We start from the raw sequence: 25,390 nt of genomic DNA, 5'->3' as shown, positions 1-25,390 counted from the left end.
TGACGAGAATTTCGTGGAATCAATACTTTATGGCACAAAGTCATTTGTTAGCCTTGAGAAGTACATGTACAAGATTGGCAGTCGGAGCTACAATTGTCAGAGACAAGCGTATCATTGCAGGTGGGTATAATGGTTCTATAGCGGGTGGGGTGCATTGCATTGACGAAGGGTGCTATGTAATTGATAACCATTGTGTAAGAACCATCCACGCTGAAATGAACGCTCTTTTACAATGCTCCAAATTTGGTGTGCCGACATCTGGAGCAGAAATCTATGTAACCCATTTTCCGTGCCTACATTGTTGTAAGGCAATCATCCAAGCAGGTATAAAAACGGTCTATTATGCAATGAACTACAAAAACCATCCATATGCCATGGAAATGTTTGAACAAGCTGGTGTTCGTGTAGAATATGTAAAGGTAGATGAAACGGCCATTAATTTAAACGACACGGAAAAGATGAATTTCATTCATACGTTAATAAAGCGGTTGGAAGAATCGGGAGTGTCTGAGGAAGAAATAAACCAATGGCAAAATCAATCTTCTGGATTATTCAGCAAACAGGGAAATCATTAATGAAAAATAGGACAGGCACTCTTGCTTACATGGCAATTGCTGGATGTCTTGGTATAGCAGTCTCTAGATCTGATCATCAATGGGGGCTGCTCTTGCTTTTTATTATCTACCTATGTTGGTTCTATTTTTTTAAGCGAGAATTACGAAAAAGTTTTTGGTTGATTTTACTTTCTGGAATTGCATTTTATATTTACATGGCAATAGTAGATAATGCTAACATAACCGTATATTCAGAGGATACTTCCTTAATCTTTGGGGCTATTACGACACCAGTGGATAGGGATGGAAACAAACTCAGCTTTGAAATCAAGAGCTCTGAAAATGAAAAGGTACTTGTTGAATATTTTATGCAATATAAAGAAGAAGACTATACCATGCTTGAATTAGGAGCCACATGTGAATGGATTGGAGTTATGAAAAAGCCAATTCCCCCAACAAATCCTCATGCCTTTAATTATCCAAAATTCCTCTATGAGCAGCAAATCCATTGGGTGTTCAGTCTCGAGAAACTTCCAAGCTCATGCGATCGACTGAAAAAGAAAAGTATCCTTATGCATTTACAACAATTTAGAACAGATGGCATTGCAAAGATTGCACAAAATACAGATCCCCAAGTGGGAAGTTTCATGATTTCCTTAATTTATGGGGATAGATCCTTAATTGAAAGTGATTTATTAGATACTTACCAGGTTCTGGGGATTGTACATCTATTAGCAATATCAGGGTTACATGTTGGAATAGTTTCTGCCGGAGTTTTTTATATTGGGATTAGAGCTGGGTTTGCTAGACAAAAGGTAAATCTTTTATTGCTTATGTTACTTCCTGTTTACGTTGTTTTAACAGGTGCTGCTCCCTCAGTCTTACGAGCGGCTATTATGACGGGGATGTTTTTGCTTTTAATGCTATATAAGAAGAGAAGTCTTTCTATAGATACGATAGGATTTGCATGCTTGCTTGTTCTCATCATGAACCCTTATTATTTAGCCCACATCGGGTTTCAGCTTTCTTTTTCCGTTAGTCTTTCCTTACTATTGTCCTCCCAAAAAATAACCCAAATAAAGAACAATGGGGTACAGATCTTATTTGTTTCATTTATCGCTCAAATTGCTTCAATACCAATCCTTCTATTTCACTTTTATCAAGTTTCCATTTGGAGTCCTTTTCTAAACCTGCTATTTGTTCCGTTTTACTCGCTATTTGTGTTGCCTGCTTCTTTTGCTCTCTATGTTCTTTTACTCATTCATCCTTTTTTATTGCAAACCTTTCTCCCATTACTCTCATTTCCGTTAGAGTGGATGAATAATTTTGCTGTTTGGGTAGATCGCTGGCCATTTGGAACATTAATCTTTCCGAAGCCGCCAAAATGGTTTCTTCTTTTTTATATGGGTATCTTATTTTTGTTTTTTTATTGGTTGGAAAAAGGACGATGGCTTATCGGTATGCTGGTTTTAACGTGTTTTATGCTCTTGCATTATAACCTTGCAATACTTAATCCATACGGGAAAATGGTAGTGTTGGATATAGGACAAGGAGATGCTATTCTCATTCAAATGCCGTTCAATAAAGAAACATACCTGATTGATACAGGTGGTTATTTTTCTTTTCCACAAGAAGAATGGATGAAAAGAAAAAGGGATTATAATAGCGGGGATTCAGTTCTTGTACCATTTTTAAAAGCACATGGAATCAGAAAACTCGACAAATTAATCCTTACTCACGGAGATTATGATCACATTGGAAATGTAGAAAGGTTATGGGGAAGGATTAACGTAAAGCAATTACTGGTTCCGATAGGTTTTGGTGCTAGCGACTTGGAAGATGCAATCCTTATGGAAGCAAAAAAACGGAATGTGGATGTAAAAGTTGCGAAGCCTAATGAGGGATGGGGGAATAAATGGAGTACCTTTGTCATTTTACATCCGGAAAAATATTATGAAAATAAAAATGATGGTTCTATCGTAATGTATGCTGTTATAGGAGGGGTTAGATGGCTTTTTACAGGCGACTTAGAAAGTCAAGGGGAGCTTGATCTAATTCGATCATATCCAGAATTAAAAGTTGATGTGCTGAAGGCTGGTCATCACGGAAGTAGTACATCTTCCACTGAACCTTTTTTAGAAGCGATACAGCCATCGATAAGTATCATATCTGCTGGAAGAAATAACCGTTTTGGTCATCCGCGTCAAGATGTTTTAGACCGTATGGAAGAAGTAGGATCACTTATTTACCGTACGGATACACAAGGGGCAATAATCTTTGAATTTACACAGAGTCAAGGAACGTTTTCAACTGTAATCCCATAGGATACAATATCAAAAAGAAAAAGGGACTGCACCGATGGACGCAGTCTCTTTTATAGCGAAGCTTTTCAATTATCCTCATTCTTTTCACAACATTGGCTTTGGAAAAGAATCACGACGGTATGTAATTTCTATGCCGTCATTAAGATCCTATGAAATGAATCAATGTTGCCATAGCAAAGATTGTTGCGAAAAACCCGAAGGATACGACAAAACCGACACCAGAATCAACTGCATCGTTACGTTTACTTTGGACGCTCTTTTCAAATTCGTTCATAAGTATCCCTCCTATCAAACAATAGTATAAGCTATTCAGCTAAAAAAATCCACCAGACATTTTTGCTTTTCCACCTTTGACAAGAGTTGTCACAAATAGTTCAGAAATTACGGGAGAACCTATAGTTACACCCATACGGGGCAATCGTTGGCGAGTCAGTTACCTGGGGCTGACATTGTTAACGTTTATATAAAATGGAGGTTAGTTTTAGTTGCTAAAACTAATCTCCTTTGATTTATTTTGGAACTTGTCAAGCTTGGTATCTGTCATGTACGATGAAAAGGAATAGAAAATGACAGGAGCAAAACAAAACAATGGGATTTGAAGCATTAAAAAAAATAAAAGCCAATCATTTTGCCCAAGTGTATTTATTATTGGGTACTGAAGTATTTTTAATGAAAGAAGTCAGAGAGGCTATCATAACGCATGCGTTGAACGAAGAAGAGCATGATTTCAATTTGTCCTTTTACGATATGGAGGAGCAATCAGTAGATATTGCCATAGAAGATGCAGAAACCTTACCTTTTATGGGAGAGCGAAGAGTAGTGGTGATCTCCAATCCATTTTTTCTTACGGGTGAAAAAAATAAAAGTAAGGTTGAACATAATATGGATAGATTTCTATCTTACATACAAGCAGCGGCACCGTATACAATTTTAGTTATTCAAGCCCCATATGAAAAGCTGGATGAACGAAAGAAAATGGTCAAACAGCTAAAACAAGAAGCAGAGCTCATCGTGACTAAGCCACTTGAAGAACGGGAATTAAAACAATGGATGAAAGAAAAAGCAGAGCAGTATGGTGCACAATTAACAGATGACGCTGCAGAGGAGTTATTAAAAGTAGCTGGTGTTAATTTGTCAGTACTATCGCAAGAACTTTCAAAAATGGCCATGTATATTGGAGCATCCGAACAAGAAATTTCAGTAGAGATTGTAAAAAAACTCGCAGCGAAATCTATGGAGCATTCAGTTTTTGAGTTAATTGAGAAAATGGTTCAGAGGAAAATTGACGAAGCACTTGAATTATTTTATGAACTTATTAGGAATAATGAGGAACCAATTAAGCTTCATGCATTAATAGCCAATCAATTTAGGCTATTATATCAAGTCAAGGATTTAAGTGAGCAAGGCTATAGCCAGCAAAAAGTGGCAGGGTTATTACGAGTGCATCCATATCGAGTCAAGCTGGCAGCCCAACAAGCCGGACATTATAACCGTGAAGAACTAATGAAAATGATGGAAGAACTTGCAGAAGCGGATTACTTGATGAAAAGTGGAAAAATTGATAAACAGTTGGCAATGGAAATGCTGTTAATCAAATTAGCCCCGTTATAGAAGATAAAAAGTTTCCCTGAAAACAGGGAGACTTTTTTTGTTGTTGGAAAATAGCACTTAAAATAAAAAATCCTTTAGGAATTAACGCTCCTAAAGGAAAAATAAAAAAACGACCCAACAGGATCGTCCTTTTATTATGCAGTAGCCCCGTTTACTTTTTTCGCTAAGCGAGATTTTTGACGGTTTGCTGCATTTTTGTGGATGATACCGTTTTGAGCAGCTTTGTCAAGACGCTTTGCAGCATCTGTGTAAGCAGTTTTTGCAGCTTCAACATCGTTGTTTGCAACTAAAGCTTCTACCTTCTTAACAGCAGTACGCATAGAAGATTTGATAGTAGCGTTATGAGCACGACGTTTATCGTTAGTTTTCACACGTTTGATAGCAGATTTAATGTTTGGCATATCTTTCACCTCCATACAAATTCGACGATCGAGAATAAATAAACTCGACATTTGTGTACTTATGAGAACAAGAGATATTTTATCAAATCCGAAATGATTATGCAATAGGGAGTCAAGGGAATTTTCTTGAAAGCTAAATATGTAAACTCTGTTAATTTTAAGAATTTTACGATAATTTAGCAATGACGTTACTTATTCGCTCCTTTCCTCCATGGACATTTGGGTGAAAGGAAGAATCATGGGACGCGAAAAATCTAAGAACCGTTGATGTTTTGAAAAGAGCCTTAGGAATGATGTTCTTAAAGTAAAAGAGTGGAGGATTAAATGCATGAAAACCTTTCTTAAGGTCAAAATAAAACTAAATTTTGGTAATGATGGAGGCATAAAAAATGAATCAACCGGAACCTTTAGACTTAAGTAACTATCAAATACGAACTGATCTTGCAGTAGAAGCCAATCAAATGGCGGTCGAAAAGCACAATAGAGAAAATCAGACAGATGAAACGGTTTCTTCAATTGAAGGTGTTGTTGTAAAAGAACGGGAAAGTGAGGGTGTCAAAATTGTAAATGTAACTATTTCGGAAAAGGGTGCAGAAATGACCGGAAAAAAAGCAGGAAATTATTTAACACTTGAAACAACAGGAATTAGACAAAAAGATTCCGATTTGCAAAAAAAAGTCGAGACAGTGTTTGCGAAAGAATTTAGCGCCTTTCTTCAATCGGTTAACATCACAAAGGATTCAAGCTGTCTCGTCGTTGGTCTTGGAAATGCTAGCGTTACCCCAGACGCTCTAGGTCCGCTAGTTTGTGAAAATTTGTTAATAACGAGACATCTTTTCAATTTACAACCGGAATCTGTCCAAGATGGCTTTAGGCCGGTAAGTGCCATAATTCCTGGTGTCATGGGAATAACAGGAATTGAGACGAGCGATATCATCGTGGGCATTGTGGAAAAAACAAAACCGGATTTCGTTATTGCGGTGGATGCATTAGCAGCACGTTCTATTGAAAGAGTGAATGCGACTATTCAAATTTCTGACACAGGTATTCACCCTGGGTCTGGTGTTGGTAATAAGCGGAAAGAACTTAGTTTTGAAACGCTGGGGATTCCTGTTATCGCTATTGGAATCCCTACTGTGGTTGACGCTGTTTCCATGGCGAGTGATACGATTGATTTTATTCTAAAGCATTTTGGGAAAGAAATGAGAGAAGGGAGCAGTCCGTCCAGGTCACTCGCGCCAGCTGGAATGACATTTGGTGAAAAGAGAACGTTAACAGAGGAAGATCTTCCCGGTGAAGAGCATCGAAAAAATTTCTTAGGACTGGTAGGAACGTTAGAAGAACAGGAAAAAAGAAAATTGATTCATGAAGTACTTGCTCCTTTAGGTCATAATCTGATGGTTACACCAAAAGAAGTGGACGACTTTATAGAGGATATGGCGAATGTCATCGCAGAAGGATTGAATAGTGCTCTACATTATCATGTAAATCAAGATAATGTTGACGTCTATACACATTAATCCTACATGTTCTAACTTCTACCCTTTTGCATACATATAATAGCAACAAGTATGTGAAAGGGTGAGAAAATGAAGGGCTACCGCTCCTCGCACGTCGTCGTAACAGTAAATGGGACAAGCTTAAAAAAAGCAATCGTAGCAGCTATTCTCGGATTTTTTCTTTTGTTCGCGGTATCCGGAGTTATGACCTCCTTAAAACCAGAGTATCGGGTCACCTCAAGCTCCATTCATGAGTTTTCCAAAAAACTATCAGGAGACTCTTTACTTTTTATTTTTGGATACGCTAATGCTTACTTTACACATGGATTTCCGGAAGAAGCGAAGGCACCTGATTTTGCTTCAACACTATTTGAATTAACGACAAGCTTGAATTTGGACGACCCCCGCAGTTTAATTCGTAATGAGATTCCTGGATTTTATCATTATGATGGTGAAATCATTGTTGCAGGAGAGGGGGTAAATTATGCAAATATGCCATTTGAATCAGCCCCTCCTATGGAGGTTTTGCTTGCTGAAAGGGAAGCTTCCGTTGTGGAGTTGGAAGAAGAACCAAAAAACACGCCACCTCCAACTCAAACCACTGGAAACATGCGGCCGGTTTTTATTTACCATTCCCATTCCAGAGAGTCTTTCCTGCCATATTTAAAAGGTGTAACGAATCCTAATCATGCTTCTCATTCGGAAGTGAACGTCACTCGGCTTGGGAAAAAGCTTCAAGAAGAGCTTAGTACTCATGGAATCGGAAGTGATTTAGATACCACGGATACAGCTCTAGGCTTACAAGATAGAGGATGGACATATGGAAGGTCGTATGACATAACTAGACCAATAGTTGAAGAAGCTATGGCTGGAAACCAAGAGATAAATTATTTAATTGATATACACCGTGATTCCCGAAGGAAGGAAGATACTACGGTTGAAATTAATGGAGAACAAGTAGCGAGATTATATTTTGTTATCGGAAAAAAGAATCCAAATTTTGAAAAGAATCAACAACTTGCAGATGAAATTCATGAGAGGCTCGAGGAGAAATATCCAGGTTTAAGTAGAGGAGTTTTTGCACCAAAAGCAGTAGAAACAAGAAATGGTCTCTACAACCAAGATCTTTCTCCAAATTCAATGCTTTTAGAAGTAGGTGGAGTTGACAATACTTTTGAAGAGATGAATCGTACCATTGAGATTTTCGCAGAAGTTTTTAGCGAATTATATTGGCAGGCTGAAAAAGTGGATGGAGCCCCAGAGGGTGAAGCGCAATAAAGGGATTCTGATAGAAAGAGGTGAAGGTGCGATGAAAAGATTTATGCTCAAGTGTTTGTTCATTACGTTTGTGCTCTTTCTTGGAGTGCTTTTGGGGATGCAACAAGCAAATGATGGAATGCGCAAAATGAAGGGGTATGATGATCCTGCATTTAGTGGAGAAGTCTTTCATGTAGTAGAAAAAACGGAGAACATCTCATTCTTAGGTAGGGAATATAGTAATCAAGATATGCAGGAAAAGCAAGAAAAGCTTCAAGAAATGAAGAGTTATAATTTCCTATCCTCAACTGGCAAAAAACTCGCAGACGGGATGACTGGTCTAATGAGTGGACTTTTTGACAAGGCAAAGGATACTCTTGAAGAAAACTAAAGAGAATAAAGTTAGAAAAAAATGCTTCTATCTTTTTATCGACTTATTGAGATAGAAGCATTTTTTTATTTCATTGAATCTTCCTGCCTGAATTGTTATAATCAAAAATAGTGTACGTTGCCGAAAGTGTAGGAGTGAAACAGAAAATGAATAGAGAAGAACGGTTAATACGACAATCTAAAATAAGAAATTTTTCCATCATCGCACATATTGACCATGGGAAATCCACCCTTGCAGATCGTATTTTAGAAAAAACAGCTGCCTTGACACAAAGGGAAATGAAAAATCAATTGTTGGATTCTATGGATCTTGAGCGTGAACGCGGAATTACGATTAAATTAAATGCAGTACAATTAAGATACAAAGCGAAAGATGGAGAAGAATATATTTTCCATTTGATTGATACACCTGGTCATGTCGACTTTACATATGAAGTCTCTAGAAGTTTGGCAGCTTGTGAAGGAGCAGTTCTCGTAGTAGACGCAGCTCAAGGAATCGAAGCCCAGACATTAGCAAATGTGTATTTGGCACTCGACAATGATCTTGAGATTATGCCGGTAATCAATAAGATTGATTTACCAAGTGCTGAACCTGAACGAGTACGCCAAGAAATTGAGGATGTTATCGGGCTCGACGCTTCAGAAGCAGTGCTAGCTAGTGCAAAAGCAGGTATAGGTATTGAAGAAATTTTAGAGCAAGTAGTAGAAAAAATCCCTGCTCCAGAGGGAGACCCAGATGCACCGTTAAAAGCATTGATCTTTGATAGCTTGTTTGACCCTTACCGTGGTGTAGTTGCCTACATTCGTGTCGTTGAAGGTACCGTAAAAGTTGGCGATAAAATTCGCATGATGGCAACAGGTAAAGAATTCGAAGTGAATGAAGTTGGGGTTTTCACTCCAAAAGCAGTTCAATTGGACGAGTTAACAGTTGGGGATGTAGGATTTCTTTCTGCATCCATTAAAAACGTCGGGGACACTCGTGTAGGTGATACGATCACTCACGCAAAAAACAGAGCGCAAGAGCCTCTGCCAGGTTACCGAAAATTAAATCCAATGGTTTTCTGCGGATTATATCCGATAGATTCAGCCAAGTTCAATGATTTACGTGAAGCATTAGAAAAGCTTGAATTGAACGATTCTGCTCTTCAATATGAACCGGAAACTTCCCAAGCGCTAGGCTTTGGATTCCGTTGTGGTTTCCTTGGATTATTGCATATGGAAATCATTCAAGAGCGAATTGAACGTGAATTTAATATTGATTTGATTACTACTGCTCCTTCTGTAATTTATCAAGTGCACTTAACTGATGGAGAAGAGCTTCGAGTGGACAACCCGTCCAATATGCCTGATCCCCAGACGATTGATCGTGTGGAGGAGCCTTATGTTAAGGCGACTATCATGGTTCCAAACGAATATGTTGGTGCAGTAATGGAACTTTCTCAAGAAAAACGTGGGAATTTCATTGATATGCAATATTTGGACGACATTCGAGTTAGTGTGGTATATGAAATTCCATTAGCAGAAATTGTCTATGATTTCTTTGACGCACTAAAATCTAATACAAAAGGATATGCTTCTTTTGACTATGAATTAATTGGCTACAAACCTTCCAGTCTTGTGAAGATGGACATACTTCTCAATGCGGAAAAAGTAGATGCTCTTTCCTTCATTGTACACCGTGACTCGGCTTATGAGCGTGGAAAAGTGATAGTAGAGAAGTTGAAAGAACTTATTCCTAGACAACAATTTGAAGTTCCGATTCAAGCAACAATTGGACAAAAGGTTGTTGCAAGATCGAATATAAAAGCAATGCGGAAAAATGTACTTGCTAAGTGTTACGGAGGAGACATTTCTCGTAAACGTAAACTTTTAGATAAGCAAAAAGAAGGTAAAAAACGTATGAAACAGGTTGGCTCTGTAGAAGTGCCGCAAGAAGCATTCATGGCTGTATTGAAAATGGATGACAGTGCTAACAAAAAATAAAAGCAAAATACCGCAGAGGCACTGCGGTATTTTTATATCTTGATAAATAGTTGCCTGTGATAGTAAAGGTCATAAGTAGAACTTATATACACAGGTAATAACCAAATCTCTTCAATGCCTAGTGTTATGATTGTTGGGGCCGAGCACGTGACTTGAGGTTATCTGGAAGGAATGAGTAAATCAATGATAAAATCAGCATACTTGCATATTCCATTTTGCGAACATATATGTCACTATTGTGATTTTAATAAGGTGTTTTTGAAAAATCAGCCTGTAGATGAGTATTTGGATCTTATGGATATGGAAATGAAAAATACGCTTGAAAAAAATAAAGCTAACGAGTTGGAAACGATCTTTGTTGGCGGTGGTACTCCAACTGCTTTAAATGAAAAGCAATTGGAGAAATTATTAGATTCTGTCCAACGTCATTTTCCTATTAGCCATGAGATGGAATATACTTTCGAAGCGAATCCGGGAGATTTATCGAAAGAAAAGTTACTTCTGTTAAAAGAAGGAGGGGTTAATAGGTTGAGCTTTGGGGTACAGAGCTTCAATGATGATCTTTTGAAAAAGATCGGACGATCCCATCGAAAAGCTGATGTATTTCGATCCATTGAGCATGCTAGAGAGGCTGGCTTCCATAATATTAGTATCGATTTAATATACAGTCTTCCTGACCAATCGATTAATGACTTTCGAGAGACTTTGAAAACGTCATTATCCCTTGATATGGAACATTATTCTGCTTACTCCTTAATTATTGAGCCAAAAACAGTTTTTTATAACCTTATGAATAAAGGACTGCTGCCTCTTCCGACTCAGGAAGAAGAAGCAGAAATGTATGAAGTTCTACTTGATGTAATGGCTGCTAATGGGTATAAGCAATATGAAATTTCTAACTTTGCCAAAGAGGGTTATGAGAGCAGGCATAATATCACTTACTGGGATAATGATGAATACTTCGGTATTGGAGCGGGCGCACATGGATACGTGAATGGAAATAGAATTACCAACCATGGTCCACTAAAAAAATACATGGATGCTATCAAAGAAACAGGATTTCCTTATAAAGAGACTCATCATGTTACCAAAGTGGAGAGTATGGAAGAGGAAATGTTCTTAGGTTTACGAAAATCTAAAGGCGTATCAGAAGCAATATTTAAAGAAAAATTTAGTGTGGAGTTAATCTCCGTATTTCGTGAACCGATAGAATCCAATTTTGCTAAGGGGCTTTTGGAAAGACATGAAGGACATATCCGACTCACAAAAAAAGGTAAATTTTTAGGGAATGAAGTTTTTCAGGCTTTTCTTGGTGTTATCTAATTGACATGTGAATGGGTATTTGGTAATTTATTTATAGAATTAGCACTCGATGTTAAGGAGTGCTAACAGAGGTGATGCTGAGTGCTTACAGAACGACAGTTGTTAGTATTACAAGTTATCATTGACGACTTTATAAGATCTGCACAACCTGTGGGCTCCAGAACGCTCTCAAAGAAAGATGAGATCAATTTCAGTTCTGCAACCATAAGAAATGAAATGTCTGACTTAGAAGAGCTTGGATTTATTGAAAAAACACATACTTCATCTGGAAGGGTTCCATCTGAAAAGGGGTATCGATATTATGTCGATCATCTATTGTCACCAGATAGGCTTACAAAAAGAGATGTTTTTGAAATTAAATCCATCTTCAGAGAGCAAATTTATGAATTAGAAAAAACCGTACAAAAATCAGCACAGATACTATCAGATTTAACCAAGTATACTTCCATTGTTCTTGGACCTGGTGTGAGAGATCACCGGCTGAAAAACATCCAGATTATCCCGATAAATAATGATCAAGCAGTTGCTATCATTGTCACAGATACGGGGCATGTAGAAAACCGAATGTTTTCACTCCCGCCGAATCTAGACTCGTCTGATATTCAAAAAATGGTTAATATATTGAACGAACGCTTGATAGGAGTCCCACTATCTGACCTAATCAATAAGCTATACAAAGAAGTGGCAACTCTTTTGCGTTCGCATATTGGAAACTACGAGAATATCTTGAAGTCATTAAGCTCCACTTTGTATATGGAAGAAAAGGATAAAGTGTTTTTTGGTGGGAAAACGAATATGCTTGCCCAGCCGGAATTCAATGATATTAATAAAATTCGCTCTTTAATGCTGCTAATCGATCAAGGGAAAGATCTTTCCCAACATATTCGAGCAAAAGAAGCTGGTATTAATGTGAGAATTGGTAGTGAAAATAACATTCCTGGTATGGAAGGCTGCAGTATCATTTCTGCCACCTATTCGATCGGACCCGAGCAACTTGGAACTATCGCCTTACTTGGTCCAACTAGGATGGAATATTCCCGCGTCATAAGTTTATTGCAGTTAGTGAGTTCAGACCTTACACAAGCAGTCAATAAGCTGTATCAAAAGGACTGAGCTTGGAAATATTGATTATTGGTAAGGATGGGGGGCCCCAATCCTCAAATACATCAAGAACAGATACTTTAAGGGAGGTGAAACCATTGGCAAAAGAGAACGAACAAGCAACAGTGGAAACGGAAGAAATAAATGAAGAAGTAATTGATAATCAAGAAGAAAACGAAACTACTGAAAAGGTAGAGGGTTCTGCTGAGGATCAAAAAACAGCAGAGTTAGAAGCGAAATTAGACGAGTCTGAAAATCGTCTCCTTCGCCTGCAGGCTGACTTCGACAACTACCGTCGACGCGTGAGACTTGATCAAGAAGCTGCACAAAAATATCGTGCACAAAATCTTGTAACAGATATACTTCCAGCCCTAGATAACTTTGAACGTGCTCTCAAAGTAGATTCTGATGATGAAAAGATTCAATCTTTCCTACAAGGAATGGAAATGGTACACCGTCAGTTAGTAGAAGCTTTAAAGTCGGAAGGTCTTGAAGCGATTGAGTCTGTCGGACAATCATTTGATCCTCACTTACATCAAGCAGTTATGCAAGTAGATGAAGGGGATGCAGAATCAAACACGGTATTAGAAGAGTTCCAAAAGGGCTATAAACTGAAAGATCGTGTTATTAGACCATCTATGGTAAAAGTAAAACAATAAAACCATTACATATAATGCACTAGGAGGAAAATTAAATGAGTAAAATCATTGGTATTGACTTAGGAACAACGAACTCATGTGTTGCTGTTCTTGAAGGTGGAGAACCAAAAGTTATTCCAAACCCAGAAGGAAATAGAACAACTCCATCTGTAGTTGCTTTCAAAAACGGTGAACGCCAAGTAGGGGAAGTTGCTAAGCGTCAATCTATCACTAACCCTAATACTATTCAATCTGTTAAGCGCCATATGGGAACAGATTTCAAAGTAGAAGTAGAAGGAAAAGAGTATTCTCCACAAGAAGTTTCTGCCATCATTCTTCAACACTTGAAAAGTTATGCTGAAGAATATTTGGGAGATAAAGTAACAAAAGCGGTTATCACCGTTCCTGCATACTTCAATGATGCTGAGCGTCAAGCTACAAAAGACGCAGGTAAGATTGCTGGTCTTGAAGTGGAACGTATCATCAACGAGCCAACTGCAGCTGCATTAGCGTATGGATTGGATAAAATGGATGAGGATCAAACAATTCTTGTATATGACCTTGGTGGTGGAACGTTCGACGTTTCTGTCCTTGAGTTAGGCGACGGAGTATTTGAAGTGCGTTCAACAGCAGGTGACAACCGTCTTGGTGGAGATGACTTTGACCAAGTTATTATCGACTTTTTAGTTGCTGAATTTAAAAAAGAAAACGGCATTGACCTTTCTAAAGATAAAATGGCGTTACAACGTTTAAAAGACGCAGCAGAAAAAGCGAAAAAAGATCTTTCTGGTGTAACTAATACACAAATTTCCTTACCTTTTATTACAGCAGGAGAAGCTGGGCCGCTTCACTTGGAAGTTAGCTTATCTCGTGCGAAATTCGATGACCTAACTTCTGGACTAGTAGAACGTACTATGGGTCCTGTTCGTCAAGCATTACAAGATGCAGGCATCTCTGCTTCTGAGCTTGATAAAGTGATCCTTGTTGGTGGTTCCACACGTATCCCAGCTGTTCAGGAAGCAATTAAAAAAGAAACTGGGAAAGACCCACACAAAGGTGTGAATCCAGATGAGGTTGTTGCTTTAGGTGCTGCCATCCAAGGTGGAGTTCTTACTGGAGACGTGAAAGATGTTGTATTACTTGACGTAACACCACTTTCACTTGGGATTGAAACAATGGGCAGTGTATTTACAAAGCTTATTGAACGTAATACAACGATTCCAACAAGTAAATCTCAAGTGTTCTCAACTGCTGCAGACAATCAAACAGCTGTAGATATTCACGTATTGCAAGGTGAGCGTCCAATGGCTAGTGACAACAAAACATTAGGTCGTTTCCAATTAACAGATATTCCATCTGCACCACGTGGTGTACCACAAATTGAGGTGTCATTTGACATCGACAAAAACGGTATTGTGAATGTTCGTGCAAAAGACCTGGGCACAAACAAAGAACAAGCAATTACCATCAAATCTTCATCTGGTCTTTCTGAAGATGAAATCAACCGTATGGTAAAAGAAGCGGAAGAAAATGCAGATGCTGATAAGCAACGTAAAGAAGAAGTGGAACTTCGCAATGAGGCGGACCAGCTTGTATTCACTACTGAAAAAACTTTAAAAGACCTTGAAGGTAAAGTGGATGAGGCAGAAGTGAAGAAGGCTGAAGATGCAAAAGAAGAGCTTAAAGCTGCTATCGAGAAAAACGATCTTGAAGAGATACGTACGAAAAAAGATGCACTTCAAGAAATCGTTCAACAGCTTTCCATGAAACTTTATGAGCAGGCTGCACAAGCACAACAAGCAGCTCAAGGTGCGGAAGGTGCAGAAGGCGGATCTGCGAAAAACGACGACAACGTTGTAGATGCAGAATATGAAGAAGTAAACGACGACAAAAAGTAAAACTATGATAAATGAAAACGAGAAAGTCAAAGCCGTGGCTTTGGCTTTCTTTTTGTGTAATATGGATAGATAGCAATTATCTTTTATTGCTTTTTTTGCTATGAGAATGATACAATAACCTTTATGTGAAATGAAACGGGAGTGGGTATTAGATGAGTAAACGCGATTACTATGAAGTACTTGGCGTCAGTAAAAGCGCGTCGAAAGATGAAATAAAAAAGGCTTACCGCAAGCTATCCAAACAATACCATCCAGACATTAATAAAGAGGCTAATGCGGCAGATAAATTTAAAGAGTTAAAAGAAGCCTATGAGATATTAAGTGATGATAACAAAAAAGCTCACTATGATCAATTTGGTCACACCGACCCTAATCAAGGTTTTGGCGGTGGCGGAGACTTCGGTGGTGGCTTTGGCTTTGAAGACATTTTTGAAACATTTTTTGGCGGTCAAGGTGGTGGCAGAAGACGTCGTGATCCAAATGCACCAAGACAAGGCGCTGATTTACAATATTCCATGACGCTTTCTTTTGAAGATGCAGCCTTTGGAAAAGAAACTACGATTGAAATTCCTATCGAAGAGTCCTGTGACACATGTAACGGCTCTGGTGCAAAACCTGGAACAAAAGTGGAGACATGTTCACATTGCCGAGGTACAGGGCAAGAGAGTGTCGAACAAAATACACCATTTGGAAGAATCGTCAATAGAAGAACTTGTTCAAAATGTAACGGAACAGGCAAGTTTATCCCGAATAAATGCTCCTCCTGTAATGGGAATGGCCGTATAAAGAAACGAAACAAAATCAAAGTGAATATTCCAGCTGGCGTGGATGAAGGGCAACAATTACGAGTTGCAGGGAAAGGGGAAGCTGGTACCAATGGCGGACCTGCTGGAGACCTGTATGTCGTTTTCCATGTTAAGAGTCATGAATTCTTTGAACGTGATGGCGATGATGTATACTGTGAAATGCCAATTACTTTTGCACAGGCAGCACTTGGAGATGAAGTAGAAGTGCCAACCCTTCATGGGAAAGTAAAATTGAAAGTTCCCGCAGGTACTCAAACTGGTACTAATTTCCGTCTTAAGGGTAAAGGAATTGCGAATGTGCGAGGTTACGGACAAGGAGATCAGCATATTAAAATTCGTGTCGTAACACCAACGAAATTAACCGAAAAACAGAAGCAATTAATACGAGAATTTGCAGATATCAGTGGGCAAACCCCTGATGAGAATGAAGATAGCTTTTTTGCAAGAGTAAAACGTGTATTAAAAGGTGAATAACATTAGCACGATTAGGATTGGAGTTGGTATGTATGAAATGGTCAGAAATTAGTATCCATACAACAAACGAGGCGGTAGAACCTATTTCTAATATTCTTCATGAAGCTGGCGCCAGTGGAGTTGTGATAGAAGATCCATTTGAACTCACAAAAGAAAGAGAAGATCAATTCGGTGAGATATACCAACTCAATCCAGATGACTATCCCGAAGAAGGAGTCATCATGAAGGCATATCTTCCAGTTAACAGCTTTTTAGGGGAAACAGTCGAAGGAATCAAGGATGCCATAAATAATTTATTGGTTTATGACATTGACCTTGGACTTAACAAGATCTCTATTAGTGAAGTGAACGAAGAAGAGTGGGCGACAGCCTGGAAAAAATACTACAACCCAGTAAAAATATCTGAAAAATTTACAATAGTACCAACTTGGGAAACTTACGAGCCTGTAAATACAGACGAAAAAATTATTGAGCTAGATCCAGGAATGGCATTTGGAACCGGAACACATCCTACTACCGTTTTATGTATTCAAGCAATTGAACGAATAGTAAAGCCTCATGACACAGTTATTGATGTAGGAACTGGTTCGGGTGTATTAAGCATTGCTGCGGCTTTACTTGAAGCAGAAGAAGTACTTGCCCTTGATTTAGATGAAGTGGCAGTAGAGTCTGCAAAGCTTAATATAAAGTTAAATAAAGTTCATCCAAAGGTAACAGTAAAACAAAATAATCTTTTGAAAAATGTAGATGGCCCTGTAAATGTTGTAGTTGCCAATATTTTAGCAGAAGTTATCGTAAGGTTTACAGATGATGTGTACCATGTTCTAGAAAACGGTGGAACCTTTATATCATCAGGTATTATCAGCATGAAAAAACAAGTGGTGAAAGAAGCTCTCATCAAGTCTGGCTTTAAAATAGAGGAAACAATGATGATGGAAGATTGGGTTGCCTTCATCGCTAAAAAAGAAGAAAGCTGAGCGTGATAGTCGTGCAGCGTTATTTTGTCAAAAACGATCAAGTAAATGAATCTTCTATTTCGATAACAGGAGAAGATGTACATCATATCGTTAGAGTTATGAGGATGAATGTAGGCGATGACCTTTTGTGCAGTTTTTCTGAAATAAAAAAAACTGCACAGTGTAAAATTGTTGAAATTACCAATGAATCGGTAGTTGTTGATATTGTAGAATGGATAGAGACAAATAGCGAGATGCCGGTTCGGGTAACGATTGGGAGCGGGTTGCCTAAAGGGGATAAATTGGAACTTGTGATTCAAAAAGGGACAGAGCTTGGAGCAGAGTCATTTATCCCTTTTAATGCTGCTCGTTCCATTGTGAAGCTAGATGAAAAAAAAGGTAAAAAGAAAGCGGAGCGATGGAATAAGATTGCGAAAGAAGCTGCAGAGCAATCCCATCGTACCGTTGTTCCTAACGTATCTGAACCTGCAAGCTTTTCTCAATTGTTAGAAAAAAGCAGGTCATATGACCATAAAATCGTCGCTTATGAAGAAAGTGCAAAAGACGGTGAAAAAGCAGCTTTTGCTCACACCCTTCAAAAATTAAAGCATGGTGAATCCCTGCTTTGTATTTTTGGCCCAGAGGGTGGACTAAGTGAAAAAGAGATTGAAAAACTAAAGGAATATGGATTCATCTGCTGTGCACTTGGACCGAGAATTTTAAGAACGGAAACGGCCCCGCTATTTACGCTTGCAGCCATATCCTATCATTTAGAATTAATGTGAGGTGGAAAACATGCCAACAGTTGCCTTTCACACACTAGGGTGTAAAGTTAACCATTATGAAACAGAAGCAATTTGGCAGCTTTTCAAAGCAAATAACTATGAGCGTACTGAATTTGAAGGTACGTCTGATGTATATGTCATCAATACATGTACCGTTACAAATACTGGAGATAAGAAGAGCCGTCAGGTCATTCGTCGAGCTATCAGAAAAAATCCCAACGCAGTAATATGTGTTACAGGATGTTATGCACAAACTTCTCCAGCAGAAATCATGGCAATACCTGGTGTAGATATTGTCGTAGGTACACAAGATCGTGTAAAAATGCTAGATTATATTGAACAATTCAAACAAGAACGCCAACCGATTAATGGTGTAGGAAACATAATGAAAGCACGTGTATACGAGGAATTGGATGTTCCAGCATTTACTGATCGCACACGAGCATCTTTGAAAATTCAAGAAGGTTGCAATAACTTCTGTACTTTTTGTATCATTCCATGGGCACGTGGCTTAATGCGCTCTCGTGATCCAAAGGAAGTTGTTACCCAAGCACAACAGCTTGTTGATGCCGGCTATAAGGAAATCGTTTTAACGGGTATCCACACAGGCGGGTATGGCGAAGATATGAAAGACTACAATTTTGCAATGTTGTTGCGTGAGTTGGATGAAAAAGTGAACGGATTAAAGCGTATCCGTATTTCATCGATTGAAGCAAGTCAAATAACCGATGAGGTTATTGAAGTACTAAACAATTCTGAAAAAATAGTACGTCACTTGCACATTCCAATTCAATCCGCTTCCAACACAGTTCTTAAAAGAATGCGTCGTAAATACACGATGGAGTTTTTTGCTGAACGCCTAGAGCGCTTAAAAGAAGCTCTTCCGGGTCTTGCCATTACTTCGGATGTTATCGTCGGTTTTCCTGGGGAAACAGAAGAAGAGTTTTTGGAAACATATAACTTCATTAAAAATCATAAGTTTTCCGAACTACATGTTTTTCCATACTCTAAACGTACAGGTACGCCAGCTGCCAGAATGGATGACCAAGTCGATGAAGATGTGAAAAATGAACGTGTTCACCGTCTGATTGCACTTTCTGATCAGCTTGCCAAAGAATATGCATCTCGCTTTGAAGAAGAAGTATTGGAAGTCATCCCAGAAGAAATTTTCAAAGAAAACCCTGACCAAGGCTTATATGTTGGCTATACGGATAACTATCTAAAAGTTGTTTTTCCAGCAACGGAAGAAATGGTAGGTAAGCTAGTTAAAGTAAAAATTACAAAAGCAGGCTACCCTTATAATGAAGGTCAGTTTGTTCGTGTCCTTTCAGATTCTCCACAGATTGAAGAATCGAATGTACGTTTAAGTTCATAGGAATTTGCGGAAAGTGGTTCCATTTATCTGGAATCACTTTTTTGTCGTGGAAAAAAACTTGCAGGAAATACTAATATTATTCTCGCCAAAGAGAAATAAACATGATATGATGTTAGAGGTCAGACCTCTTAACTTGAAAGGAGTATCTATCATGCATACAAACATTGGAGAAATGATTGATCATACATTATTAAAAGCAGAAACAACGAAAGAACAAGTTGAAGTACTTTGCCAAGAAGCAAGAGAATACAATTTCGCATCAGTATGCGTTAATCCTACATGGGTAAAAAAATCCGCAGAGCTTTTAGCAGGAAGCAATGTAAAGGTTTGCACAGTAATTGGGTTTCCATTAGGAGCTACCACACCAGAAGTTAAAGCATTTGAAACTACAAATGCAATTGAAAACGGTGCCACAGAAGTGGACATGGTTATTAATATTGGAGCTTTAAAAGACGGTGACGATGAGCTAGTGGAAAGAGACATTCGTGCAGTAGTAGAAGCTGCGAAGGGACGAGCTCTTACAAAAGTAATCATTGAAACGTCACTTTTAAATAACGAAGAAAAAGAAAAGGCGTGTCGTTTGGCTGTAAATGCTGGTGCTGATTTTGTAAAAACGTCCACAGGATTCTCTACAGGTGGGGCGACAGTTGCAGACATCGCACTTATGAGAAAAACAGTAGGGCCAGAAATTGGCGTTAAAGCATCTGGTGGTGTCCGTGATGCGAAAGGTGCACAAGAAATGATCGAAGCTGGCGCTACACGTATCGGCGCAAGCTCTGGGATCGCCATTGTAAAAGGTTTAACTGCAGATAGCGACTATTAATTAATTTTGGATAATGGTAAGTTTGGGTCTCCTTCTTACTGCGCTATTTTATCTAAAAAACATACACTTAATGCACTTCCTTTTTCAAAAGGTGGTGCATTTTTTGGTATATCGGCAGTGTTATCGTAATACTTTATGACAAAAACCCGGTAGTTTCTGTGAAAAATATCGACGAATACGACCCAAATATCGACGAAACTACAAGATTCGACATGCCACGCCAAACGCCTGCAACCCATAATCACATGAATCTTTACCCTTAGCACAACCCCAACTTCACCCATGAATCCTCTCGACAAACTTTGCAAACTGTTTAGCAAATGGCAATGCCAACACTGAACATATAATGTTAAATATCAAGCTGGAATGCGCTAGTTGAACATCTGCACTTGATGCTAACAACTCCACAAATCTACTTAAAAAAGGAATTAAAGGGAAAAACAGAGTTACTCCGATTACATTTAACCAAATATGAGCAAATGCGGTTAGCTTAGCCTCTTTTATAGATCCAATACTTGCAAGGTAACCCGTTACACATGTTCCAATATTAGCCCCTAACATTATGGCTATACCTGCTTGGAGCGACAATAAATCATGAGACAAAAAACTCATGCTTATTCCTGTTGTAGCAGAGCTTGACTGGATAATTGCAGTTAATAATGTTCCAATACCTACGCCAAACAAGTGGTGTTCATTCGTCAGTGTTAGGAATTCCTGCACTTTTGGGAAAGTTGATAAAGGTGCTGCCAATGATTCAAAACCATTCATTGCCACGAACAAACATCCTAACCCGAACATTGTGGAGCCAAAACTAAAAGGTAACTTTCGTTTAGAGAACAATAGGATAAATCCAAGTATCAATATTGGAAATATAAATGGTGTAATATCTATCGTAATAAGTTCTGTAATAAACGTCGATCCAATATTACTTCCAAGCATGATACCGATGCTTTGGTAAAAACTGAGGTAGCCAGCTGCCACAAGCCCAACTGTAATTACCATTACCGCAGAACTGCTTTGCAAGAGCCCGGTAATTATTATGCCAATAAGTAAACCTTTCCATGGATAGTCTGTAAATTTTGTTATGAAATTTTTTGTTCGATCCTCTGAGAGCTGTAAAAGGCCAGATCTCATGACAGTCATACCAATTAAAAATATCGCTAAGTAAATCGCCATTAGAGTTATAATAGAAAACAAATCCATCACCTCCTTACTAAATATATGGCAGGAAGTGGACAAGAATGACAAGAAAGGAGAAGGGAAATGAGAGAATGGACAGATAAAACAGTGATGCACAGTTACCCTGGGATGGTGGCACTCGTTACTGCTTCTTGGAATGGCCAACAAAACATCATGGCTGCTGGATGGCATACTTACATTTCATTTGAGCCGCCAATTTACGGTGTAGCAATTGCTAAGGAACGATTTTCTCATCACTTGATACGTAACTCTGGTGAGTTTGCTATTAACTTTGTTGGAAAAGATTATGCTCACTATAATCAAACATCTGGAACAATTACTGGGAAAGTACATAATAAATTTGAAAGCCTTAATATACAATACGAGCAGGGTAAAACCATTCAAGCTCCAATTTTGAAAGAAGCTTATATTGCATATGAATGTAAAGTTATGGACAAACAGACATATGGTGATCATGATTGGTTTGTCGGGGAGATGACAGGCTTTTATAAGGATGAAGGCCTCTTTAGGAAAGATGGATTACCGGATTTGGATAAGCTATCAATCCCCCTCTATATGGGAAGATCTCAGTACTTTATTGCCAATGATAAGTCGAAGCTAATAAATCTATATCAAGATAATAGTTAACTACAAGCATTTCTTGATAATTTGTTGACCAGGAAAAGTGAATATATTATAATTGGTAGGTACATGTTCTATACATGCTTTTTTGTATTTATAGTTCATGTTTTTCTGAAAATGTTAGTGGTTGTTCTGGAGGGAGGGAATTTAGAATGTCAAAAACAGTTGTTCGTAAAAACGAATCGCTTGAAGATGCTCTTCGCCGTTTTAAACGTTCAGTTTCAAAAACTGGTACGTTGCAAGAAGCAAGAAAGCGTGAATTTTATGAAAAGCCAAGCGTAAGACGCAAGAAGAAGTCCGAAGCTGCTAGAAAGCGTAAATTCTAAAAGAGGGTGTAAGAATGAGTCTTCTCGAACGTTTAAATACCGATATCAAGCAAGCAATGAAGGATAAGGACAAAGAGAAGCTTTCCGTACTCCGAATGGTAAAGTCTTCGATTCAAAACGAGTCGATTAAGCACGGCAGAGACTTATCTGAAGAGGAAGAACTTACCGTATTGTCTCGTGAATTAAAGCAACGTAAAGACTCCCTCCAAGAATTTGATAAAGCCGGTCGTGAAGACTTGGTTCATAAATTACAAGGTGAAATTGTCATAGTCGAACATTATATGCCTGTACAATTATCTGAAGAAGAACTTGCAACAATAATTCGCCAAATAATTGCGGATGTAAATGCGACTTCCAAAGCGGATATGGGTAAAGTAATGGGTGCGCTTATGCCTAAAGTTAAGGGCAAAGCAGACGGAAGCCTTGTGAACAAACTTGTACAACAACATCTTTCATAAAAACCAAAAATGGCACCTTACCTTTGTAAGGTGCCATTTTTAAAGACTTCTACATAAATTTTACCATTTTCTCCTTTGTTCACCTGATTGCCACATTTTAAAAAAATAATCACTAATTTTTGAAACCTAGAAAACTTCTGTGCGTATTAACAAGTGAATAAGGTGAAAATATGAATAGTTTTTTGGAGAGGAGGACATTATGAAAAAAGTTCTTCGTATTAGTTATATTAGTGCCATATTACTTGCATTAGTATTATCCGTTCTTCCATTATTTCCAGGTCAGATTAGTAGCGCAGAGAAAGTGGTCCATGTGATTCCGATTAAAGGCAATGTAGAAAAGGGATTGCTTGCTTTTATCAATCGTTCCATTGATACTGCTGAAAAGCAAGGTGCAGACCTAATTGTGTTTGACATAAACACACCAGGTGGACTCGTTGATGCAGCCAGTGAAATAGCTGATAGCTTTCGAGGTACTACCATTGAAACGATAGCATTTGTTAATAATAGGGCATTATCTGCAGGTGCATACTTAGCCTTATATGCAGACAGGATCTACATGACACCAAGTGCAAGCATGGGGGCAGCTGCTGTCATAACTGGTGATGGTAATGCTGCTGATGATAAATCTCAGTCCTATTGGTTAAATGAAATGAAAAATGCGGCAGAATTAAATGGCCGCGACCCTAAATATGCAATGGGCATGGCAGATAAGGAAATTGACCTTCCAGAGGTTGGCGCGGAAAGAGGTAAGCTGGTCACTTTAGGACCTAATAACGCTTTAGAAGTTGGCTACTCAGAAGGAACGGTTAACAATCTTGATGACCTTTTAAGTCAAATAGGCTTTGAGGATGCACAAGTTGTAACGTCAGAGGTATCCTTTGCCGAAAAAATCGCTCGCTTTTTGACTGATCCGGTAGTAGTACCTATCCTTTTATCTATTGGCTCGCTAGGACTCGTACTTGAATTGTACTCACCTGGTTTTGGAATCCCTGGAGCGATGGGAATAAGTGCGTTACTATTGTTCTTCTATGGACATTTAGTTGCTGGACTTGCAGGTATGGAATCTATTATCTTATTTGTCATTGGAGTGGTTCTAATTGTCCTAGAGCTCTTTGTCCCAGGAGGGATTCTGGGAATACTCGGCCTTGGAGCAGTTATTGTAAGCTTCTTTTTGGCAACAGATGATATTGCAGGAATGGGGTTATCATTATTGATCGCTATGATAGTAACAGTTGCTGTTATGATATTGATGTTTACTGTATTTAGAAAGAGAATTCGTCTCTTCGACCGAATTGTGCTACGTGATTCCACAAATAGTGAACAAGGATACGTATCAAATGTCTCTAGAATTGAGTTGGTCGGGCAAGAAGGCGTTACATTGACTCCTTTAAGACCTGCAGGTACTGCAGTTTTTAATAGTGATGAAAGATTTGATGTTGTAACAGAAGGTAATTTTATTGGAGCGAACAAAAAGATACGAGTAATCAAAGCAGAAGGTTCCCGCATCGTAGTTAGAGAAATTCAATCTGCTGAATAATGTTTTAGGAGGAAATTATTATGTTAGATCCCGGTACTTTAATTATTTTACTTGCAGTGGTTTTAGGTATTATCTTTCTATCGGTTCTTCTTACGTTTGTACCAATCATGCTGTGGATTTCAGCATTGGCTGCCGGTGTAAGAGTTAGTATTTTCACACTTGTTGGGATGAGATTAAGACGTGTAATCCCGAGTAGAGTTATCAACCCTTTGATCAAAGCGCACAAAGCAGGTTTACCAGTTCAAACGAATCAGCTTGAGAGTCACTACTTAGCTGGTGGTAATGTGGACCGTGTAGTTAATGCACTAATTGCAGCTCAGCGTGCCAATATTTCATTATCATTTGAACGAGCAGCGGCAATTGACCTTGCTGGTCGTGATGTATTAGAAGCAGTGCAAATGTCCGTTAATCCTAAAGTAATTGAAACGCCATTTATCTCTGGTGTTGCGATGGATGGTATTGAAGTAAAAGCGAAAGCGCGTATAACAGTTCGTGCCAATATCGACCGTTTAGTCGGGGGTGCTGGTGAGGAAACAGTTGTTGCCCGTGTTGGGGAAGGTATCGTTAGTACGATTGGTTCCGCTGATAATCATAAGAAAGTACTAGAGCATCCTGATATGATTTCACAAACTGTATTATCTAAAGGTTTGGATGCAGGTACGGCATTTGAAATCCTATCTATTGATATTGCGGATATTGATATCGGGAAAAACATCGGAGCAGAGCTTCAAACAGACCAAGCAGAAGCAGATAAGAAAATTGCCCAAGCAAAAGCGGAAGAACGCCGCGCAATGGCCGTTGCACAAGAGCAGGAAATGCGTGCCCGCGTAGAAGAAATGCGTGCAAAAGTTGTCGAAGCAGAAGCAGAAGTTCCGCTTGCTATGGCAGAAGCATTACGCACTGGTAACATTGGTGTGATGGACTATATGAACATTCAGAATATCACAGCAGATACAGATATGAGAGATTCAATCGGTAAACTAACAGATCAATCTGAAGATGATGATAAAAAATAATAATAGAATATTAAAAAGTGCATAAGGCTATTTA

Annotated in this window: 24 protein-coding genes; 21 read left to right on the top strand and 3 right to left on the bottom strand. The window is 38.6% G+C overall.

The annotated features are described in order from the left end of the window. Positions 1–29 precede the first annotated feature (29 nt). The gene (locus LRP81_RS00760; RefSeq protein ID WP_399206850.1) at positions 30–575 is read left to right on the top strand and encodes a ComE operon protein 2; all 546 of its coding nucleotides are present in this window, start codon (positions 30–32) and stop codon (positions 573–575) included. Further along, a complete protein-coding gene (locus LRP81_RS00755; RefSeq protein ID WP_230499319.1) occupies positions 527–2,878 on the top strand; it encodes a DNA internalization-related competence protein ComEC/Rec2 in 2,352 nt (783 codons plus the stop codon). The genes LRP81_RS00760 and LRP81_RS00755 overlap by 49 nt, the downstream gene beginning before the upstream one ends. Positions 2,879–3,017: 139 nt before the next feature. On the opposite strand, the gene LRP81_RS00750 is transcribed toward LRP81_RS00755, so the two are convergent. Further along, entirely contained in the window at positions 3,018–3,152 is a 135-nt protein-coding gene (locus LRP81_RS00750; protein WP_230499318.1) for a YqzM family protein, read from the bottom strand. 314 nt (positions 3,153–3,466) lie between these two features. On the opposite strand from LRP81_RS00750, the gene holA reads away from it, so the two are divergent. Then, positions 3,467–4,489 (top strand): DNA polymerase III subunit delta, encoded by a 1,023-nt coding sequence (gene holA, locus LRP81_RS00745; protein WP_230499317.1) that lies wholly within the window; start codon positions 3,467–3,469, stop codon positions 4,487–4,489. Between the two features lie 134 nt (positions 4,490–4,623). Here the strand turns inward: holA and rpsT are convergent, their stop codons facing one another. Further along, positions 4,624–4,890: a 30S ribosomal protein S20 gene (gene rpsT, locus LRP81_RS00740; RefSeq protein WP_230499568.1), complete on the bottom strand. Its 267-nt coding sequence runs from the start codon at positions 4,888–4,890 to the stop codon at positions 4,624–4,626. A 389-nt stretch (positions 4,891–5,279) separates the two neighbouring features. On the opposite strand from rpsT, the gene gpr reads away from it, so the two are divergent. The 13 genes from gpr to deoC all read left to right on the top strand — a co-directional run bounded on the left by gpr (position 5,280) and on the right by deoC (position 20,198). Further along, positions 5,280–6,410, top strand: a complete 1,131-nt coding sequence (gene gpr, locus LRP81_RS00735) for a GPR endopeptidase (RefSeq protein WP_230499316.1) — start codon at positions 5,280–5,282, stop codon at positions 6,408–6,410. A 69-nt stretch (positions 6,411–6,479) separates the two neighbouring features. Continuing rightward, on the top strand, positions 6,480–7,667 hold the full coding sequence (gene spoIIP, locus LRP81_RS00730) for a stage II sporulation protein P (protein ID WP_230499315.1): 1,188 nt from the start codon (positions 6,480–6,482) through the stop codon (positions 7,665–7,667). Next, a complete protein-coding gene (locus LRP81_RS00725) occupies positions 7,654–8,037 on the top strand; it encodes a DUF3679 domain-containing protein (RefSeq protein WP_230499314.1) in 384 nt (127 codons plus the stop codon). Before spoIIP ends, LRP81_RS00725 begins: the two co-directional genes overlap by 14 nt. Before the next feature lie 146 nt (positions 8,038–8,183). Next, positions 8,184–10,019 carry a translation elongation factor 4 gene (gene lepA / locus LRP81_RS00720; protein ID WP_230499313.1) on the top strand — a complete coding sequence of 612 codons (1,836 nt, stop codon included), beginning with the start codon at positions 8,184–8,186 and terminating at the stop codon, positions 10,017–10,019. A 183-nt stretch (positions 10,020–10,202) separates the two neighbouring features. After that, positions 10,203–11,342 carry a radical SAM family heme chaperone HemW gene (hemW, locus tag LRP81_RS00715; RefSeq protein WP_230499312.1) on the top strand — a complete coding sequence of 380 codons (1,140 nt, stop codon included), beginning with the start codon at positions 10,203–10,205 and terminating at the stop codon, positions 11,340–11,342. A gap of 81 nt (positions 11,343–11,423) precedes the next feature. Beyond that, positions 11,424–12,455 (top strand): heat-inducible transcriptional repressor HrcA, encoded by a 1,032-nt coding sequence (gene hrcA, locus LRP81_RS00710; RefSeq protein ID WP_230499311.1) that lies wholly within the window; start codon positions 11,424–11,426, stop codon positions 12,453–12,455. A 77-nt stretch (positions 12,456–12,532) separates the two neighbouring features. Beyond that, a complete protein-coding gene (gene grpE, locus LRP81_RS00705; protein WP_399206848.1) occupies positions 12,533–13,102 on the top strand; it encodes a nucleotide exchange factor GrpE in 570 nt (189 codons plus the stop codon). Between the two features lie 35 nt (positions 13,103–13,137). Further along, the gene (gene dnaK, locus LRP81_RS00700) at positions 13,138–14,979 is read left to right on the top strand and encodes a molecular chaperone DnaK (protein WP_230499309.1); all 1,842 of its coding nucleotides are present in this window, start codon (positions 13,138–13,140) and stop codon (positions 14,977–14,979) included. A 152-nt stretch (positions 14,980–15,131) separates the two neighbouring features. Beyond that, positions 15,132–16,259, top strand: coding sequence for a molecular chaperone DnaJ (dnaJ, locus tag LRP81_RS00695; RefSeq protein WP_230499308.1), 1,128 nt, complete (start codon positions 15,132–15,134; stop codon positions 16,257–16,259). 32 nt (positions 16,260–16,291) lie between these two features. Next, positions 16,292–17,236, top strand: a complete 945-nt coding sequence (gene prmA / locus LRP81_RS00690; RefSeq protein WP_230499307.1) for a 50S ribosomal protein L11 methyltransferase — start codon at positions 16,292–16,294, stop codon at positions 17,234–17,236. An 11-nt stretch (positions 17,237–17,247) separates the two neighbouring features. Next, positions 17,248–18,000: a 16S rRNA (uracil(1498)-N(3))-methyltransferase gene (locus LRP81_RS00685; RefSeq protein WP_230499567.1), complete on the top strand. Its 753-nt coding sequence runs from the start codon at positions 17,248–17,250 to the stop codon at positions 17,998–18,000. A 10-nt stretch (positions 18,001–18,010) separates the two neighbouring features. Further along, entirely contained in the window at positions 18,011–19,375 is a 1,365-nt protein-coding gene (gene mtaB, locus LRP81_RS00680) for a tRNA (N(6)-L-threonylcarbamoyladenosine(37)-C(2))-methylthiotransferase MtaB (RefSeq protein ID WP_230499306.1), read from the top strand. Between the two features lie 151 nt (positions 19,376–19,526). Next, positions 19,527–20,198 (top strand): deoxyribose-phosphate aldolase, encoded by a 672-nt coding sequence (gene deoC, locus LRP81_RS00675; RefSeq protein WP_230499305.1) that lies wholly within the window; start codon positions 19,527–19,529, stop codon positions 20,196–20,198. Positions 20,199–20,474: 276 nt separating this feature from the next. On the opposite strand, the gene LRP81_RS00670 is transcribed toward deoC, so the two are convergent. After that, the gene (locus LRP81_RS00670; RefSeq protein ID WP_230499304.1) at positions 20,475–21,401 is read right to left on the bottom strand and encodes a Na/Pi symporter; all 927 of its coding nucleotides are present in this window, start codon (positions 21,399–21,401) and stop codon (positions 20,475–20,477) included. A 60-nt stretch (positions 21,402–21,461) separates the two neighbouring features. Between LRP81_RS00670 and LRP81_RS00665 the strand changes: the two genes are divergently transcribed. From LRP81_RS00665 to floA, 5 genes are all read left to right on the top strand, one after another. Then, on the top strand, positions 21,462–22,025 hold the full coding sequence (locus LRP81_RS00665; protein ID WP_230499303.1) for a flavin reductase family protein: 564 nt from the start codon (positions 21,462–21,464) through the stop codon (positions 22,023–22,025). Positions 22,026–22,171: 146 nt separating this feature from the next. Then, positions 22,172–22,345 carry a 30S ribosomal protein S21 gene (gene rpsU, locus LRP81_RS00660; RefSeq protein ID WP_010196218.1) on the top strand — a complete coding sequence of 58 codons (174 nt, stop codon included), beginning with the start codon at positions 22,172–22,174 and terminating at the stop codon, positions 22,343–22,345. A 14-nt stretch (positions 22,346–22,359) separates the two neighbouring features. Continuing rightward, positions 22,360–22,803: a GatB/YqeY domain-containing protein gene (locus LRP81_RS00655; protein WP_230499302.1), complete on the top strand. Its 444-nt coding sequence runs from the start codon at positions 22,360–22,362 to the stop codon at positions 22,801–22,803. Positions 22,804–23,002: 199 nt separating this feature from the next. Next, positions 23,003–24,340, top strand: a complete 1,338-nt coding sequence (locus tag LRP81_RS00650) for an NfeD family protein (protein ID WP_230499301.1) — start codon at positions 23,003–23,005, stop codon at positions 24,338–24,340. Positions 24,341–24,360: 20 nt separating this feature from the next. Next, on the top strand, positions 24,361–25,356 hold the full coding sequence (gene floA / locus LRP81_RS00645; RefSeq protein ID WP_230499300.1) for a flotillin-like protein FloA: 996 nt from the start codon (positions 24,361–24,363) through the stop codon (positions 25,354–25,356). The last annotated feature ends 34 nt before the right edge of the window (positions 25,357–25,390 follow it).

The organism is Sutcliffiella rhizosphaerae, assembly GCF_917563925.1.
Classification (GTDB): Bacteria; Bacillota; Bacilli; order Bacillales; family Bacillaceae_I; genus Sutcliffiella_A; species Sutcliffiella_A rhizosphaerae.
The sequence above is the reverse complement of the archived record's forward strand: the minus strand, read 5'-3'. Positions and strand labels throughout refer to the sequence as shown.

Coding starts and splice junctions, on each gene's coding strand:
- lepA (WP_230499313.1), top strand. CDS start 8,184: ATGAATAGAGAAGAACGGTTAATACGACAATCTAAAATAAGAAATTTT.
- holA (WP_230499317.1), top strand. CDS start 3,467: ATGGGATTTGAAGCATTAAAAAAAATAAAAGCCAATCATTTTGCCCAA.
- rpsU (WP_010196218.1), top strand. CDS start 22,172: ATGTCAAAAACAGTTGTTCGTAAAAACGAATCGCTTGAAGATGCTCTT.
- LRP81_RS00760 (WP_399206850.1), top strand. CDS start 30: ATGGCACAAAGTCATTTGTTAGCCTTGAGAAGTACATGTACAAGATTG.
- gpr (WP_230499316.1), top strand. CDS start 5,280: ATGAATCAACCGGAACCTTTAGACTTAAGTAACTATCAAATACGAACT.
- LRP81_RS00670 (WP_230499304.1), bottom strand. CDS start 21,401: ATGGATTTGTTTTCTATTATAACTCTAATGGCGATTTACTTAGCGATA.
- dnaK (WP_230499309.1), top strand. CDS start 13,138: ATGAGTAAAATCATTGGTATTGACTTAGGAACAACGAACTCATGTGTT.
- mtaB (WP_230499306.1), top strand. CDS start 18,011: ATGCCAACAGTTGCCTTTCACACACTAGGGTGTAAAGTTAACCATTAT.
- hemW (WP_230499312.1), top strand. CDS start 10,203: ATGATAAAATCAGCATACTTGCATATTCCATTTTGCGAACATATATGT.
- deoC (WP_230499305.1), top strand. CDS start 19,527: ATGCATACAAACATTGGAGAAATGATTGATCATACATTATTAAAAGCA.
- spoIIP (WP_230499315.1), top strand. CDS start 6,480: ATGAAGGGCTACCGCTCCTCGCACGTCGTCGTAACAGTAAATGGGACA.
- LRP81_RS00650 (WP_230499301.1), top strand. CDS start 23,003: ATGAAAAAAGTTCTTCGTATTAGTTATATTAGTGCCATATTACTTGCA.
- floA (WP_230499300.1), top strand. CDS start 24,361: ATGTTAGATCCCGGTACTTTAATTATTTTACTTGCAGTGGTTTTAGGT.
- prmA (WP_230499307.1), top strand. CDS start 16,292: ATGAAATGGTCAGAAATTAGTATCCATACAACAAACGAGGCGGTAGAA.
- LRP81_RS00665 (WP_230499303.1), top strand. CDS start 21,462: ATGAGAGAATGGACAGATAAAACAGTGATGCACAGTTACCCTGGGATG.
- rpsT (WP_230499568.1), bottom strand. CDS start 4,890: ATGCCAAACATTAAATCTGCTATCAAACGTGTGAAAACTAACGATAAA.
- LRP81_RS00755 (WP_230499319.1), top strand. CDS start 527: ATGGCAAAATCAATCTTCTGGATTATTCAGCAAACAGGGAAATCATTA.
- dnaJ (WP_230499308.1), top strand. CDS start 15,132: ATGAGTAAACGCGATTACTATGAAGTACTTGGCGTCAGTAAAAGCGCG.
- LRP81_RS00655 (WP_230499302.1), top strand. CDS start 22,360: ATGAGTCTTCTCGAACGTTTAAATACCGATATCAAGCAAGCAATGAAG.
- LRP81_RS00750 (WP_230499318.1), bottom strand. CDS start 3,152: ATGAACGAATTTGAAAAGAGCGTCCAAAGTAAACGTAACGATGCAGTT.